The 15,641-nt window shown below is 69.1% G+C and carries 10 protein-coding genes and 3 pseudogenes; 8 read left to right on the top strand and 5 right to left on the bottom strand.

Features of this window, described 5'->3' with window-relative positions; all coding sequences use genetic code 11:
- Positions 1-43 precede the first annotated feature (43 nt).
- Positions 44-298, top strand: coding sequence for a hypothetical protein (locus tag A6A27_RS41630; protein ID WP_073840159.1), 255 nt, complete (start codon positions 44-46; stop codon positions 296-298).
- 355 nt (positions 299-653) lie between these two features.
- Positions 654-899: a hypothetical protein gene (locus tag A6A27_RS45510; RefSeq protein ID WP_073840158.1), complete on the top strand. Its 246-nt coding sequence runs from the start codon at positions 654-656 to the stop codon at positions 897-899.
- 462 nt (positions 900-1,361) lie between these two features.
- Here A6A27_RS45510 and A6A27_RS41615 read toward each other — a convergent pair whose 3' ends face one another.
- Positions 1,362-5,525 (bottom strand): S8 family serine peptidase, encoded by a 4,164-nt coding sequence (locus A6A27_RS41615; RefSeq protein ID WP_143194456.1) that lies wholly within the window; start codon positions 5,523-5,525, stop codon positions 1,362-1,364.
- Positions 5,526-5,678: 153 nt separating this feature from the next.
- On the opposite strand from A6A27_RS41615, the gene A6A27_RS41610 reads away from it, so the two are divergent.
- Positions 5,679-6,668: a helix-turn-helix transcriptional regulator gene (locus A6A27_RS41610; RefSeq protein WP_073840156.1), complete on the top strand. Its 990-nt coding sequence runs from the start codon at positions 5,679-5,681 to the stop codon at positions 6,666-6,668.
- A 205-nt stretch (positions 6,669-6,873) separates the two neighbouring features.
- Here A6A27_RS41610 and A6A27_RS41605 read toward each other — a convergent pair.
- A pseudogene (locus A6A27_RS41605) lies at positions 6,874-8,396 on the bottom strand (multicopper oxidase family protein).
- Positions 8,397-8,551: 155 nt separating this feature from the next.
- Here A6A27_RS41605 and A6A27_RS41600 point away from each other — a divergent pair.
- A pseudogene (locus A6A27_RS41600) lies at positions 8,552-8,932 on the top strand (response regulator transcription factor); the annotation flags it as partial.
- A 644-nt stretch (positions 8,933-9,576) separates the two neighbouring features.
- On the opposite strand, the gene A6A27_RS41595 reads toward A6A27_RS41600, so the two are convergent.
- Positions 9,577-10,710 carry an epoxide hydrolase family protein gene (locus tag A6A27_RS41595; protein ID WP_073840155.1) on the bottom strand — a complete coding sequence of 378 codons (1,134 nt, stop codon included), beginning with the start codon at positions 10,708-10,710 and terminating at the stop codon, positions 9,577-9,579.
- Positions 10,711-11,014: 304 nt separating this feature from the next.
- On the opposite strand from A6A27_RS41595, the gene A6A27_RS41590 reads away from it, so the two are divergent.
- The 3 genes from A6A27_RS41590 to A6A27_RS41580 are packed head-to-tail and all read left to right on the top strand — an operon-like array spanning position 11,015 to position 13,697.
- Positions 11,015-11,959 (top strand): histidine kinase, encoded by a 945-nt coding sequence (locus tag A6A27_RS41590; protein ID WP_073840154.1) that lies wholly within the window; start codon positions 11,015-11,017, stop codon positions 11,957-11,959.
- On the top strand, positions 11,956-13,095 hold the full coding sequence (locus A6A27_RS41585; protein ID WP_073840153.1) for a sensor histidine kinase: 1,140 nt from the start codon (positions 11,956-11,958) through the stop codon (positions 13,093-13,095). Before A6A27_RS41590 ends, A6A27_RS41585 begins: the two co-directional genes overlap by 4 nt.
- On the top strand, positions 13,092-13,697 hold the full coding sequence (locus tag A6A27_RS41580; RefSeq protein ID WP_073840152.1) for a response regulator transcription factor: 606 nt from the start codon (positions 13,092-13,094) through the stop codon (positions 13,695-13,697). The genes A6A27_RS41585 and A6A27_RS41580 overlap by 4 nt, the downstream gene beginning before the upstream one ends.
- 123 nt (positions 13,698-13,820) lie before the next feature.
- Here the strand turns inward: A6A27_RS41580 and A6A27_RS45505 are convergent.
- Together A6A27_RS45505 and A6A27_RS41570 are read right to left on the bottom strand one after the other, a co-directional pair.
- Positions 13,821-14,009, bottom strand: a pseudogene (locus A6A27_RS45505) (transposase); the annotation flags it as partial.
- 110 nt (positions 14,010-14,119) lie between these two features.
- Complete coding sequence (locus A6A27_RS41570) at positions 14,120-14,566, bottom strand: ribosomal maturation YjgA family protein (RefSeq protein ID WP_073840150.1); 447 nt, start codon at positions 14,564-14,566, stop codon at positions 14,120-14,122.
- A 118-nt stretch (positions 14,567-14,684) separates the two neighbouring features.
- On the opposite strand from A6A27_RS41570, the gene A6A27_RS41565 reads away from it, so the two are divergent.
- Positions 14,685-15,584, top strand: coding sequence for an IS982 family transposase (locus A6A27_RS41565; RefSeq protein WP_073840149.1), 900 nt, complete (start codon positions 14,685-14,687; stop codon positions 15,582-15,584).
- Positions 15,585-15,641 lie beyond the last annotated feature (57 nt).

Genomic DNA, 15,641 nt, shown 5'->3' with positions numbered 1-15,641 from the left:
GAGGCCACGCCGCAAGGGTTAAAGATCAAGCTAGTGGAACCGCATGGCCGCCGTCTGGGGCGAGCGAACTCTGGACGCCATTGCCGCCGGTGACATCGAGGCCATGCAACGACAAATCGCCGCGACCGCTCGGTCGCGGCGTAACAGCCGCGGCGGCCGTCACGCCGGCGAGCAGGTCATTGCCCCTGCCCGCGCCGTCTACAACCGGGCCATCGTCGACGGGCTCATCGACGCCGCCGCCAGCCCGCCCACCGGGTGGTCAAGCCGCGTCGGCTACCGAGCACCCGCCGCGCCCTGATCCCGGACGAGCTGGAGGAGATCAACTTGCTGCTCGTACCAGCGGTAACGACGTCCTCCTCGACGCGCTGCTGCTGCGGCTGCACACCGAGACCGCCTGCCGCCGCGGTGGTGCGCTCGGGCTGCGGCTGGCCGACTCGGACACCGACCGCGGGCTCGTGCGGCTGACCGAGAACGGTGCCACGCTGCGCTGGCAACCGATCACCCTCGACCTCGCCACACACCTCGATAAACTGCCCGCACCCGGGGCGCGGTGCTGCCGACCGATCGCCTGTTGCGCTACCGCACCGGGCAGGCGATCACGAGCCGCCGCTACGACCACCTGTGGAAAACGCATCGGCCAGCAGTTGCCGTGGATGGCTGCCCAGAGCATCTCCACCCACTGGCTACGCCACACCACCGTCACCTGGGTCGAGCGCCACTTCGGCTACGGTATCGCCCGCACATACGCCGGGCACACCGACTCCACCGGACCCGCCACCACCACCTACATCAAGGCCGACCTGCACGGCGTCGCCGCCCTCATTGGCCGCCATGACCGGCCAGCCACACCCGCTCGCCATCGCCGCGGACGGCGCCAGCAGGCCGCCGACGGCGCGTAACGGCCTCGGCCTCGAAGGTTCTTGACCGTTCTCGTGATCAGGGTGCCCGGGCAGGTAGGCGGTGGCGTGTCGTCGCTCGGGATTGGACGAAGCTCCCGGTAGGACAGCAGTCGGCCAAGACGCAATGCCAGTACGGAAGCTTCGTTGCTGACCTCACCTGCCAGCATCGCGCTGTCCACGCGCAGCCTGACCCGCTGCCCGAACTGGCGGCGACCAGCGCCGCGCGCTCGGCGGCCGCTGGCGCAGGCTGCCGGCGCAGTAGCAGGCACCGATGGCCTTGACCCACCTGCGCAACGGTGGCACCCCCGCCCGCTTCGCGGCGTAGGTAGCCACCGTGTGGCGGTACCTGCGCGAGGCCGTCGACCTGCTCGCTGCCAGCGCCGATGACCTCGCCGCTGCCGGGGTCCGAGCCGGCTGCGATGCCCGGGGAATTGCCTGGGCATCACGGCCGGCTCGGCAAGGTCAGCGCCTCGGCTTGACGTCGAACACGATCTGGATGGTGGGTGTTTCCCACGGAGTCCCTTCGCCGATCCGGACGTCCGCGACGTACCGTCCTGGCTTTGTCAGTTTGGTGGTGTCCAGCCGGGCCCGGACGGTCGTGTGGTGGCCTGCTTTGAGGACGTTCTCGTCCGGCGTCAGCTCCAGCCACTCCTGGTCGTTGGACGGCGCACAGTCGTAGTTTCCGGGCAGTTGCTCGACCGCAGGGTCGCCTGCGGCGTAGCCCTCGGAGCCGCCGACTTTGAAGAACCCGCACGCCCCGGCGGTGCGGTAGAGCGCGTATGTCGAGTTCGGTAGCCGGGTCCAGATATCGGTGGTCGGGTCGTAGGAGATGGCCTGGTTGGTGATGATCGAGCTCCGCTCGGCCGAGCCGCCCGCGATGACCAGCCGGCCGGCTGAGATCGACACTGCGCTGGCCCACAGGTCGACGGGCATGTCCGCCACCTGCTTCCACCGGTTCGTGTCCGGGTCGTACTCGTAGGTGGACAGCTTGTCGGCGCCGGGCCCGATTCCCCCGGCGCAGTAGACGTGTCCCCGCAGCCCGGCGCAGGAGGTCCAGGCGGTGTTCTGTGGGTAGTCGGCCAGCCGCGTCCAGGTGTCCGACTTCGGGTCGTACCGCAGGACGTCGGTGTTGCCGCAGTCGACGTCGCATCCGCCGACGACGTACAGTTGGCCGTCCAGTACCGCCGTCCCCGAGGCGGCATGGGGAGACGGGTTTACCGCCCCGGTCGTCCAAGAGTCCCTCTCGGGGCTGTAGATCGCGGTGCTCGCCACTGGGGTGAAGTTGTCCTCGCCCCATCCGCCGGCAATGACGAATGTGCCGTTGATGAACGCACCGGACGGCCGCTGCCGCCCGTCGGGCAGGTCGGCGATCGGCGACCAGGCGCCGCTGGCCGGGTTGTAGGTGTACGCGCTGCGCAGCGGGGCACCGCTGCCGGTGGTGCCACCGAACGAGTAGAGCAGCCCGTTCTGGTATCCCGCGGCGCTGTCCTTGATGCGCGATGGGTACGGGGTCAAGGTGCGCCACGGGGCGTCAGCGAGCCGCGGATCAGGAGGACCGGTGATCGCTGCGCCGCCGCTGGAGCCGCCCGTGCGCAACGGGCTAGCGGCCACGCGATGGGTGCGCAGCGGCGCGCCGCCACCTGCTGGGGTGTCGCCCACGGACCCGGGTGGCGGGGCGAGGCGCGCGACGTCGGCGCCGTCGCGTTCGTCCAATTCGAATCGTGCCGGGCCGTCGCCGGTGTTGTTTATTTTGAAGGTCGCGGTCGCCTTCTCGCCGAGCGGGACGCTCCGCTCGATGAGGTGCGTCGACGCTGTGAAGCGGCCCGAGGTCAGCCCGATGTCTCGGCGAGTGACGCGGTCGGGTGACACGTGGGCGGTGACGATTGCTATGTTGCGTTCGGTGGCCGATGCCTCCAGCTTCACGGGTCCGGTGTTCGCGGAGAAGAGCGCGTAGAAGCCGTTGCCCAGCACGTCGTCGGTGGTGGGACCGCTCGTGGTCCACGCGTGCGGATCGTTGGTGGCCACCACCTTGCTGCCGTCGAGTGCCTGGCCGGTCAACGAGGTCGTGGTGCGGCCGACCACCAACCCGCCCGGCGCGGCCCGGCAGTCGCGTTCGCCGATGTACACGTCGTCGATCTGCCACCACCAGTCGTCACCGGCCAGCCAGTACCGGAACCTCACCCGCACGTCGGACTTGCCGCTCGCTGACGGTATTGGGACCGTGATCTTGCTGCTGCGCACGTCGCCCTTGGCCCGCCAGGCATTGCTCCACGTGGTGCCGCCGTCGGTCGAGATGTCGACGTCGGCACGTTCGAGCCAGTTGGCGTTGACGTCGGTGCGGAACTCGACGACTGGGTTGGCTGTCCGCGACAGGTCCACCGTCGGCGAGACCATTGACGTGTCCTGTGAGCCGGCTTGGCCGTACGCATCGCTGTCGACGACGGCGAAGCCGCCGGCACCGCCGGTCAGGTTGCCGTGGCGACCGGGATCGTCGAAGGTCCATGTCTGGCCGGCCCGCGCCGCATCCACGACATCCCAGCCCGCGGGCGTGGAGGTAGAGTCGAAGCTTTCGCGCAACCCGTCGTCGCGGCGGTACCCGGGTGCTGTGCAGGAGGCAGGGTCGACCGCCAAGGTGATGTCGCGTCTGGTGTGATCGGCGATCGTGAGGTCCATCGTGCGTGCCGTGTACCCGTCGTACTGAGGAGTCACCTTGACCTGGTAGTCGTCGCCGACGGGCACCGACATCCGGTAGGCGCCGGTCACCGGGTCCGTGAAGGTGTCCAGGGGCGTGCCGGCGATGCTGACCTGCGCGTAGAGCGGCCAGCCGTGACCCGAACCGTCGGTCACCGTGCCCTCCAACGGCACGCGCCGCGCCGGCGAGAGCTGGAAATCTTTTGTCACCGTGGCGTCCGGTGCGACCTGGATGCCTTCGACGCCGTCCGTGACGTACCCGAAGGACCGGGCCGCGATGTCGTAGGTCCCGGTGGTGAGCGTCAGCGCGTAGTGGCCGTCGGCGTCGGTGACAGCGGTCCGCGACGTCGACCCGGTCAGCGACACCGTGGCCCCGGCGATCGGCTCATCCGATCCGGTTGCGGTGACCCGGCCACGCAGGGTTCCCACGTCCCCCCGGGGTGATGCGGTGACCGCTGCCAACGCGTCGAGCCGGCCCTCGCCGTAGACGTTGTTGTCCTTGGCGCTGCCGCCGCACTGGTCGTCGGCGACATCCCGGGCAGCGTCATCGAGCAGTTGTCGGGTGGCAGCCACGTCGCCCACCAGGGACGGCGCCGCCGACCACATCAGAGCGACCGTGCCCGCTACGTGCGGTGCGGCCATCGAGGTCCCGCTGTACACCCGGTACCCGTCGGTCGGCACACTCGACCGCACCGCCGTTCCCGGGGCGGAGATGTTCGGCTTGGTCTCGCCCGACGAGCCGGGTCCGCGGCTGGAGGTGGGGGCGATGATTCCGTTCTCCGCGTAGTTTCCGACCGAGTACGCCTCGGGGTATTCGCCGGGCGCACCGGTGGTGCGGCACTGCGGTCCTTCATTGCCGTTGGAGAACACGGGGAAGATGCCGGAGGCCACCCAGGCCCGCACGAAGTTTTCGTACCAGTCGTCGCCGCCGGGACCGCTCCACGAGTTGTTGACGATGTCGGGGCGGCGGGCCGGATCGGGATTTTCTCCCCGTAGGTCGGTCGGTGCGAGCACCCACTGGGCGGCTGCCGTCAGCGACGACTCGGAGCAGCCGCTGAACTCGCATCCCTTGACCGCGATCCACTGTGCCCCGGGGGCGACACCGATCCTGGCGCCCTCGCCGCCGTCGCCGACCATCGTCCCCATGGTGTGGCTGCCGTGACCGTTGTTGTCACACGGCTTCACGGAGGGACGACCGCAGATCAACGCGGGGTCGAACCAGTTGTAGTTGTGGTCGAAGGTGCCGTTGCCGGTGTTGCCACGGTACGAGGCGGCCAATGCGGGATGATCGAACTGCACGCCGGAGTCGATGTTGGCGACGACAATCCCGTCGCCGCGGTCGTCGAACTGGTCCCAGACCTGGTCGGCCTTGATGTCGGCGACGCCCCACTCGACGCCGGCCGCTGCTGCGGCCCGCAGTGCCGGTGCGGGCTGTTCGAGGGCGAGGACGCCCGCCTGCCGAACCTTCGTCACTGTCTTCTCCGCGGCCGCCAGCGACGCGACCCGGCGGTCGCCCTTACGCACGTGGATGGTGTTGTCCACCCAATACGAGTCGTACTCAACGCCCGCGTCGTCCAGCATTGCCGCGACCTCTGCCTGGCTCTTTCGGGCGGCGCTCTGGAGGGCGGCCACGACGGTGGCGCCCCGCCGCGTCCAGTCGTCAATCCGGGCCGCCTCGGTCAGGTCAGCTTTCGCGTCAAACTCGATGACGAACGGTTCGAAGCCGGGTGCCTCGAACGCCTGGGCGAGCTTGGGCTCGATCTTGTCCACTCCCGGCTCTCCGGACGGTGTCTGGCCGCCCCAGGCGGCGGGTGCCGCGGCGGCCGGCGACGCGGGCACGGTGATGATCACCAGCGCGGTCAGCAGCAGCGCCACGGCGCGGCGGAGCCGGTGACGTGCCGGCGGTACGACCGGCGAGTGGGCAAATGCGTTCACGGTGGTCCGATCGATCGATACGGCAGTTGACCTTGACACCCTGACACCGCGGACATCGCCGGTCTAGACTCCTCCGTGGCCGGGAGAGGCCATCGGCCGGTCCCGGCCACCGCACACGGATCCCCGACGTCCTAATCAAAATGGAGGCAAACGGTGGGCCCCGCGCGCGAAGCCCACGAGCCAGGTGAGCGGCAACTCGCGTCCCTCGGCATTCCCGACATCGACGAACAGATCTACCGGGTACTGCTCCTGCATCCGCGTAGCAGCCAGCAGCAGCTCGCCGAAACGACCTCACTCGCCCCCGCACGCGTCGCCTCTGCCTTACGCAGACTCGAAGATCTGGGGTTCTTGGGGCGAGTCGAAGGCCGGCCCCGACGCTACGTCCCGACCACCCCAGACGTCGCCGTCGAAACCCTGGTACACATCCGCGAAAGCCAGCTGCTCGGAGCCCGTGCCGCTGTGGCCGACCTGATGGGGAAGTACCGTGCGGGCCGGCAGGACGACCCGGGGGAACTAGTCGAGATCGTCAACGGGGAACGGGCGGTGGCGCAACGGTTCGCCGAAATCCAGAACTCCTGCACCACCGAGATCCTGCTGTTCGACCGACCGCCCTACTCCGCCGGACCGGACAACCCGCAGCAGAGCGAGGTACTCACCCGCGGGGTCCGCTGGCGCACGATCTACTCCGCCGAATCGCTGGAGCGGTACGGTGCCCGCGCCCATGTCCGGGAGCTGTCGGCGCAGGGCGAGCAGGCGCGGTTGCTACCGCGCCTGCCGATGAAACTGGTCATCGCCGACCGCCGCATTGCCCTGATACCGCTCATGCTGGAGACAGAGATCCGGCAGAGCGCGGTGATCCGTCGTTCAACGTTGCTCGACGCCTTGGTCACGCTGTTCGAATTGTACTGGAGCCGAGCGCTGCCGCTCGACGCCCAGCAGCCCGCCGAGACGGGTGCGGTCGACGACGAGGACAGACAGGTGCTCGCCCTGCTGGCGGCCGGCGCCAAGGACGAGGCGATCGCCCGCGAGTTGGGCATCGGCGTGCGTACCCTTCGCCGACGCATGCAGCGTCTGCTCGCCGCGCTCGACGCCGACACCCGCTTCCAGGCCGGCCTGCAGGCCTCACGCCGCGGGTGGCTCTGATAGGTTTCGCCAACCCCCAGACGCTGGCCGACCACGACCAGGCCGAGCTCATCCAGGCGGCAGAACGTGGTCAGGTCAGGGCAGCCGAAGATAGCGTCAGGCACGTCGAGGTCTTCCAGATGGGCGGCGTAGGAACCTCCATCCTCGGAAGACCTCCACACCTACCCCGGGACCGACGCGCTGCGCGCTCTGGCACGTCGCAGCTCTACGCCCAGTATGCAAGGTTGGCCATCATCCCGGATTCCGCGTGGTAGATGTTGTGGCAATGGGTCATCCACTGGCCCGGATTGTTGGCGTCGAACTCGACGCTCACCGTCTGCTTCGGTACGACGATAAGCGTGTCGTTCCGCGTACCGTTGCCGGAGACCGCGAAGGTATGTCCGTGCACGTGCATCGGGTGGAACATCGTCGTTTCGTTGACGAACTCCAGCCGCACCCGCTCACCCTGTCCGACCAGCAGCGGCTCCAGTTTGTCGTACGTGGAGCCGTTGATGGTCCAGCGGTAGGGCATCATCGAGCCGCCCAGCACCAGACGATGAATTCGGTCCGGCTTGCGTCGGTCGAGGGTGACATCGTCTGTGGCCTTCAGCCCGCCGGTGAGCAGTACTCGACGGTCCAACTCCCCAGGCCGTACAGCGGCGTCGGGGACGCCCCCGGCACCGGTGCGAACCAGCGTGAGCGCCTGTCCGGTCTTACCCTCGGCGACCGCGACCAGCGGGAAGACACCATCGCCGAGTTCCACCGTGACATCTGCCCGCTCACCCATCCCAAGCACGAGGGCGTCGCCGGTGGTGGGAGTGACCGGGAACCCGTCGGTGTGGGTGACGGTGAGGCGGTGGCCGCCGAGAGCTACCCGGAACGTGGTGTCCGCGGCGGCGTTGACCAGACGGATCCGCACCCGCTGGCGTGGCCGGCCGGTCAACGTGAGCGGGGCTTGCGGCGTCCTGCCGTTGATCAGATAGTGCAGGTAGGTAACGTCCCCGGCCCCGCCGAGCAGCGGGGAGGTCATGGTCGCCATGCCGCCCATCGACATGCCGTGCATGCCGCCCATGCTGCCGTGATCCATTCCTGCCATGTCGCCATGGCCGCCCATGGACTGGAGTGACGCGAGCACCTGGTTGGGGGTACGGCCGGTGCCGTCGACCCAGTCGTCAAGCACCAGGACCCACTCCTGGTCATACCGGCCTGGCTCGTGCGGATCGTCTACAACCAGGACACCGTAGAGCGCGCGGTCGAGTTGGACCCCGGAGTGGGGGTGGTAGAAGTAGGTGCCCGGGTCGGGGACGGTGAACTCGTAGGTGTGCCGCCCGCCGGCGGCGATAGGCTGCTGCGTCAGCCCGGGCACCCCGTCCATGTCGACGCGCAGCGCCACACCGTGCCAGTGCACGCTCGTCTCGGTGTCAAGGCCGTTGGTTACCTCGACCCGGAGGACATCTCCGGCGCGCGCCCGGATCAGCGGTCCGGGGGCGGAGTCGCTGTACCCCCAGGTCTGCACCTGCCGGCTGCCGAGGTCGAGGGTGACCGGGCGGGGTTCAGCGTCGCGGGCACGACGCGCCCGCCATCCCGCCGTCGGGCCGCCTCGGTCCGCGCCACCAGAGCGTCGCTCGGACCGACGAGACGAGGGTCAAACACGCCGCCCGCCCACGCGACGGCAACGGCCGCGCCGGCGAGCCCGACCGTCCCGGCGATCCCGGCCAAAAGCCGGCGGCGGGTGATGGTAGGCGACATGGCTGCTCCTCTGCCTGCGGAAACCCTGCCTGCAGCCTGACTCCCGCTCCCGTTCGGCGACCACGCCGGGCGGGTTTCTTCAGTGAATCTTCATGGGCGCGGTGTCGCCGCCACCCGGCCGCGTCCGTCCGGCTCGGCGAGGCAGGATGTGCCAGATGGGTGGACGTGTGCTGGTGGTCGACGACGAGCGCAGTCTGGCCAAGGTCGTCGCCAGTTATCTGCAGCGTGACGGTCACGAGGTCAGTTGCGTCTTCGACGGGCGGGCAGCGGTGGCCGCCGTCCGGCGGGACCGGCCGGATGTGGTGGTTCTGGACCTTGCCCTGCCCGGGCTGGACGGCATCGAGGCCTGCCGCCAGATCCGGACGTTCACCGACTGTTACGTGGTCATGCTCACCGCTCGCAGTGAGGAGGTCGACAAGCTCGTCGGCCTCGGGGTGGGCGCGGACGACTACCTGACCAAGCCGTTCAGCCCTCGGGAACTCGTGGCCCGGGTCCGCGCCATGCTGCGCCGCCCTCGCACGCCCGCAGCCCCTCCGCCCGGACAGTAACGGGGGACCGGCCGCACCGATATCGATGTCGGTCTGTGCCGTACGGCAGGCCTTACGGGGAGGCGGACGTGCAAGGCCCATCGGACGAGCAGCCCGATCGGCTCGCCGCCTGCGCGCCTTCGGGCGGGCGTGGCGGTGGGCAGGGGGAGCTGGCGGGCAGGGAGAGGGTCGTCCCGCCGGCTCCCACCCCCGAACAGATCGCTGCCCGAGCACTGGCCTCGGTGCCTGCTGGGCCCCCGCCTTGTCGGTGACGCGGCGGTGCGGGAGATCCCGCGAGAGTTCGGCGCCGGCAGGCGGGTGGAGACGCTGTGGTGGCGGGCGGCGTCGCTGCGAGCGGGCTGTCCGCTGGTGTGCGTGTCCTATCGCGGACGGCAGGGTGGGGCGGTCCGTGCTGACCGTCGGGCTCGGCGGGCTGCTGGCTCTTGCCGTTCCCGACACGGTAGTGGCGGTCGACCCAACCCTGGTGCCGGCCCGGTACATCGCCGACGCATACGACGCCCGCCGCTGATCTCGCGAAGAACGAAGCCCACGGAGAAGCGGCCAGTCTCTGCCGATGGGCCGTGGCGGCCGCGGGTGGCCTGCTTCCGCCTCGCGGGACAGGTTGCTGCCGTGGCCGCCGGTGAGCGTGGCCGTCAGCGAAGACCGCGGAAGAAACCGCGAAGGTCGTTGGTCATCAGGTCGGGCTCCAAATGTGCCGCGTAGTGGCCGCCGGGAGCGTCGTAGGTGTGCCACTGGATGATGTTCTTGTGGTCACGTTCGGCGAAGCGGCGGATGGACCTGAAGTCGCCGTCGAACGCGGCCAGCCCGAGCGGCACGGTGGTGGGCTCGGCCGGCTCCTGGGACCTGGCGTTCTCGTAGTAGAAGCGGATGGACGAACCGGCCGTTCCGGTCAACCAGTACAGGGCGACATTTGTCAGTACGAAATCGTCGTCAAGGTCCTGGGTGCCCATCGCGTCGGGCGTGAACAACTGGGCGTTCCAGGCGAGCAGTCCGGCCGGCGAGTCGGCCATCGCGTGCGCCAGGGTCTGCGGCTGCTGCGAGTGCACCTGGCTAAAGGAGAACTTGTGCTCGTAGAACCACTGCAGCTTCTGCATCGCGGCCAGGTCCTCCGCCGACATGCCCTCGAACTCGGCCGGGTCGCCGGAGGGGAAGGAGAAGATCTGGGTGACGTGGACGCCGGCAACGCGCTCGCCGTCGATGACACCCAGGACCGGGGAGATCATCGAGCCGCCGTCGTTGCCGTGTGCACCGTAGCGGGTGTAACCGAGCCGGTGCATCAGGTTGGCCCAGGCGCGTGCGGTCCGGGTGGTGTCCCAGCCCGCATCGACCGTCGGGCCGGCGGGTCCGAACCCGGGGATCGACGGGATGACCAGGTGGAAGGCGTCGGCTGGGTCGCCGCCATGGGAACGGGGGTCGGTCAGGGGGCCGATCAGCTTCAGGAACTCCACCACGGAGCCCGGCCATCCGTGCGTGAGGATCAGCGGGAACGCGTCCGGTTCCGGTGACCGAACGTGCAGGAAGTGGACGGACTGCCCGTCGATGGTGGTGAGATATTGGGGGTATTCGTTCAGCCGCGCCTCCCATGCCCGCCAGTCGTACCCGGTGCGCCAGCGCTCGACGAGCCGGCGGACGTAGCCGAGCTCCACGCCGTACCGTGCGTCGCCGCCCGGCGCGTCGTCGGTCCAGCGAGTCCGGTCCAGCCGGTCTCGCAGGTCGTCCAGGACATCCTGCGCGATATCGATCTTGTACGGGTGGAGCTCACTCATGGTGTTCCTTCTCGTCCGGTGGATGCTTCGGTGAGCAGTCTGTTCGGCGGGCACCCCGGGCAGCAGACGTCGATTTCTCGAAAACCGGCTGGTGTTCCTCCACCGGTACTGGTGACATCCGCATCTGGTGCGCCTGGTGCCGACCGGGTCAGGCTGGCCGCTGTCGCACCCGGCGGCGGAGGTGAGATGGGCGACCACGGTGACGATTTCCTTTGTTCTGCCAATGGCGGTATGCGTACGGTGGCGCGACGTGTCGCTACCACCGGCAAGGACGAAACTGATCGTGCACATGAGGTCAGGGCGGGTGCTCGAGCTCGCTGGGGCCGGCGTGGTGACCGCCAGTGCGCTCTGGGTCACGGTGGGGGTCATGCGGATCGCCGCGGGGCAGCCCGGCGACACGGCGATCGCGGTGGCGGCCACCAGCGCGTACCTGCCGCTGCACCTGTGGCACGTCCAGCACGCCCTGCGCGGGCGGCGGCCGGCGGGGGCCGCGTGGAGTCTCGCGCTGATGGCCGTCGTGATCGTCGCGACGCTGCCGGTGATCGGCGTGCAGTGGTTGGCCGCGCTGTACCCGTTGAGCGCTTCGGTGCTGCTGCTCCTGCGCCCACGGTGGTCGATCCCACTGTTCGCCGGGCTGGTCGCGCTGCCCGGGGTGGCGGCGGTGATGCTGGGAGGACAGCAGTGGGTGATCTACTTCAGCGCCGGCGTCCTGCTGTACGGCCTGGTGCTGGCGGTCCCGGTGTGGCTCATCGCGACGATCCGCGAGCTGCGGGCCGCCCGGACCGCGGTGGCCGATCAGGCGGTCGTGCGGGAGCGCACGCGGGTCGAGGATGAGCTGCGGCACACGCTGGGCTCGGCGCTGGAGACGATCGCCGGTGAGGCTGACCTCGCGGCCCGCCGGATCGGCGCCGAACCCGGGCTGGCCGACGCGGCGCTGCGTACCGTGATCGGCACCGCACGCAACGCGGTCGCGGAGGGCCGTCGGCTGACCGCCGGCTTCCGCCCGCCGGCACTGCGCACGGAACTGGAGTCGGCCGCCACACTGCTGCGCACGGCCGGCATCCGGGTCCGGCTGGTGGTGCCCGACGAGCTGCCGGAGCCGCCACCGCATACCCTCCTGGCGGCACTGCACGCCGAGGTCAGCCGGCTGCTGCAGTCCGACGGCGTCCGGGACTGCACGATCGAAATTGTCGACCACGGCGGCGACACCCGATTGGTCGTGGCTCATCGTCAAAGTGGGACGGCATGACCGGACGGTTGGCGTTCTGGCTGTTGATCGGGCTGCATCTGCCGATCGTGGCCGTGCCGGTCTGCTTCACGATGCTGGGCGCGGCCGACGTCCCCGCGCCACAATACGCCGTCGCGGCCGCACCGATTGGGCTGGCAATGCTCGGCCTGCAGCTGCGGCACAGCCTCTCGACGACCCGGCAACGACGCCCGGCCGGCTGGCGCTGGACCCTGCCGGTGCTCGTCGTCCTGGGGTTCGCGCCGTTGCTGCTGCCGGGCTGGCTGCCGGTCTGGACAGTGGGGTGCTGGTTTCCGCTCGCCTCGACGCTCATGCTGCTCCGCGGCCGGGTACGCGTCGCCGTGCATTCGGCGCTGTCGGTCGCCTGCGTAGCAGCCCTCCTCGCCGTGCAGGCGAGAAGCCTCGGGCCGGCCCTGTCCGCATCCGCCACCGCGCTGGTCTATGCGGTGTTGTACGACGCGTTGTCGCTCGTACCGCCGTGGGCGCTCTTCGGCGCCGCGCGGCTGGTACGTCTGCTGGATGAGCTGCATGCCGCGCGTCATGAACTGGCCGAGCTCGCGGTGACCCGGGAACGGCTCCGGCTGTCCCAGGACCTGCACGACGTGCTGGGCCAGAACCTCTCCGCGGTCTCGCTGCAGGGCGACCTGGCGCTCCGGCTGCTGACGAAGGATCCCAGCGCGGCCCGCTCGGAGGTCGAGCAGCTCGCCGGCCTGGCCCGCGACACGCTGCGGAGCATGCGCGCGGTGACCCACGACGAGCATCGGGTGTCGCTGCGCACCGAGCTCGATGGTGCCACCGCGTTGCTGGTCGCCGCCGGTGTCACCGTGACCGTCGAGACCGCCGACGGCGAGCTCTCCGCCGGGACGCAGGAAGTGTTCGCCTGGACGGTCCGGGAAGGCGTGACCAACGTCCTGCGGCACAGCGACGCCCAATGGTGCTCGATCGGCATCCAGCGGCACGACGGCCTCGTCCGGCTCACCGTCCGGAACAACGGCGCCGGGACGCCATTGGCGGCCACCGGCAGCGGGCTCAACGGTATCGCCGCCCGGGCGGCGGCGCGAGGCGGCTCCGCGCACGGCCGACACATCGACGATCATGCGTTCGAGCTGGTAGTCGACCTGCCCGAGGAGGCCCAATGATCAGGGTGCTGATCGCCGAAGACATGCACCTGATCCGTCGCGCGCTGGTGGCGCTGCTCAAGCTGGAGGACGACATCGAGGTCGTCGCCGAACTGGACCGCGGCGACCAGGTCGTTGAAACGGCGCTGCGGACCCGGCCCGACGTTGCCGTCCTCGACATCCACCTGCCCGGCATGGACGGGATCACCGCGGCCGAACTGTTGCACCAGCGGCTGCCCGAGTGCCGCGCGTTGATCCTGACCGGGCAGGGCAAGCCGGGGAACCTGCTGCGTGCGCTGAGGGCCCACGTGCGCGGCTACATTGTCAAGGACGCGCCGGGCGATGCCCTCGTCCAGGGAGTCCGCGAGGTCGCCGCCGGCCGGCGCGTCGTCGACCCGGACCTCGTCGCCGCGGCGGTGGAGATCGGCAATAGCCCGCTCACCGCCCGCGAGACCGACGTCCTCCGAGCCGCCGAAGGTGGCCATCCGATCGACCAGATCGCCGTGCGCCTCTCCCTGTCACCCGCCACGGTGCGCAACTACCTGTCAAACTCGATCAGCAAGGTCGGCGGCCGCAACCGCATCGACGCCATCCGCATCGCCCGTGACGCGGGGTGGATGTAACAAGCCTGGCTTCCGAGACAGACCCCTGTGCGCTGATGCGAGTCAGCCACGACCACTGCCCGACAAGGTTCCGCCAGATAGGCCACGCCGCGTTCACCCGCATCAACCGCGCCGCTGCCCGGCAGTCTTGGTCCGACTGCCGTTCCGCGTGTTCCCGCTGCCCCGACCGGCAGGATCGTGCTTGTAGTAGCCGACATGGTCGGTGATCTCACCGTCCAGAGCCGACTCCAGGACCCGCTTGGTCAACTGCTGCAGCAACCCACCCTCACCGGTCAGCTTCAGCCCGTCACCACGAGCCCGATCGACCAGCATCGCGATCAACTGCTCATCCGTGACCGCACTCACCGACCCGGGGCCGGCTCGTGCCCCGAGGTGATCTCGGTCGTCATCTGGCGTCTCTCCCTTGATCGGTCGATCAGCCGTTATTTGGGCTCTGGTGCACATTCGGCGGTGACGGTGGGTGAGGTCAGCCGAGCAGGATGGGAACGTGTGCGGGCGCGGAGAAGCCAATGCGCGGCGACCAATGGGATGACGCCGACGGGGTACCAGGCAACATCAATGAGGTCGAACTGGGCGCCTAGCAGCTGGCGGGCGAGCCAGCTGCGTTGGGAGAGTGCCGCGGGTATGGGGGTGAGCTGTGCAAACTCGATGAACCAGCAGTATGCGATCGCGGCGCCGCCGGCAGGTAGTGGGGAGATCAGCGGCCATATGAGGATCACTATCGTGTAGACGATGGCCGCGGACAAGGCGGCGCCTGAGTACTGTTCGATAGGCCCGTCCATCGCGGCGCGGATTGCGAAGGCCGCGCCTGTAAAGCCGGCTGCCGATACCACCATCAGCAGCCGAGTCCAGCGCACTGGGAGCGACATCGCGCAATCATAAGTGGCAGCGCAGCTAAGGTGGCAGCTAGATGATTGAGTCCGAAGTCTGGGCTGCACGGCGGCGCGGGCTTGACTGGAGCATGGCGAAGGGTATCGATGTCAGTTTGTGAAGACAGACCTCGATACCCTTCTGACCGCACTCTACGTGTTCCTCGACGATCACGTCATCGGCCGTCGCCGGATCGGTCGCCCGCCGCTGCTGTCCGACGCTGAGTTGCTGTGCCTGGCCATCGCGCAGGTCCTGCTGGACTTCCCACGTGAACGGCACTGGATCCGCTACGCCCGCAAGAACCTGCGCCACCTGTTCCCCTACATGCCCGACCAGTCCGGATATGGCAAACGGCTACGAGCTGCCGGCCCGCTGATCGCCAGGGTGATCCGGCACCTGGCGGCCAACACCCCCACCGGTGCGCCAATCCTGCGGCTGATCGACTCCACCCCGGTGCCCTGCGGAGCCTCCCGTGAGACCGCGAAACGCTCGGACCTGGCAGGCGACGCCGGCTACGGCTACTGCGCCTCCCACTCACGCTACTTCTGGGGCATGCGCCTGTACCTGGTCACCACCGTCGAGGGCATGCCGGTCACCTGGTGCCTGGCCCACCCGAAACTCGACGAACGCGACGTGATCGCCGCCCTGCTGGAAGTCGACCACCACCTCGTGCAGTCCGGGCAGGTGATCCTGGCCGACAAGGGCTTCGCCGGCGCCGACTTCGAGAAGTTCCTCCGCGACGACCTGGGCGCCCACCTGGTCCGCCCGGCCAGGAAGAACACCTCCGACCCTGCCCCCAGCCCCGCCGAACGGGCCCTGCTGCATATGCGTCAGTGGATCGAGGCGATCTTCGACACGCTCAAAGGCCAGCTCAGCCTCGAACAGCACGGCGCGCGTACCCGCGGCGGCATCTACGCGCGGGTCGGCCAGCGCCTCCTCGCGATGGCGACCTGCATCTGGCACAACACCATGGTCGGAGCGCCCAGAAAGCGATCGCTTATCGCGTACGACCACTGAGCAGCCCGAACTTCGGACTCAATCATCTAGTGTTCCGTCTCAGTTTTGATTAGCCGT

Origin of the sequence: Micromonospora sp. CB01531 (assembly GCF_001905095.1) — a bacterium.
Lineage (GTDB): Bacteria > Actinomycetota > Actinomycetes > Mycobacteriales > Micromonosporaceae > Micromonospora.
Note: the sequence above shows the minus strand (reverse complement) of the source record. Positions and strands in the feature narration are given on the sequence as shown.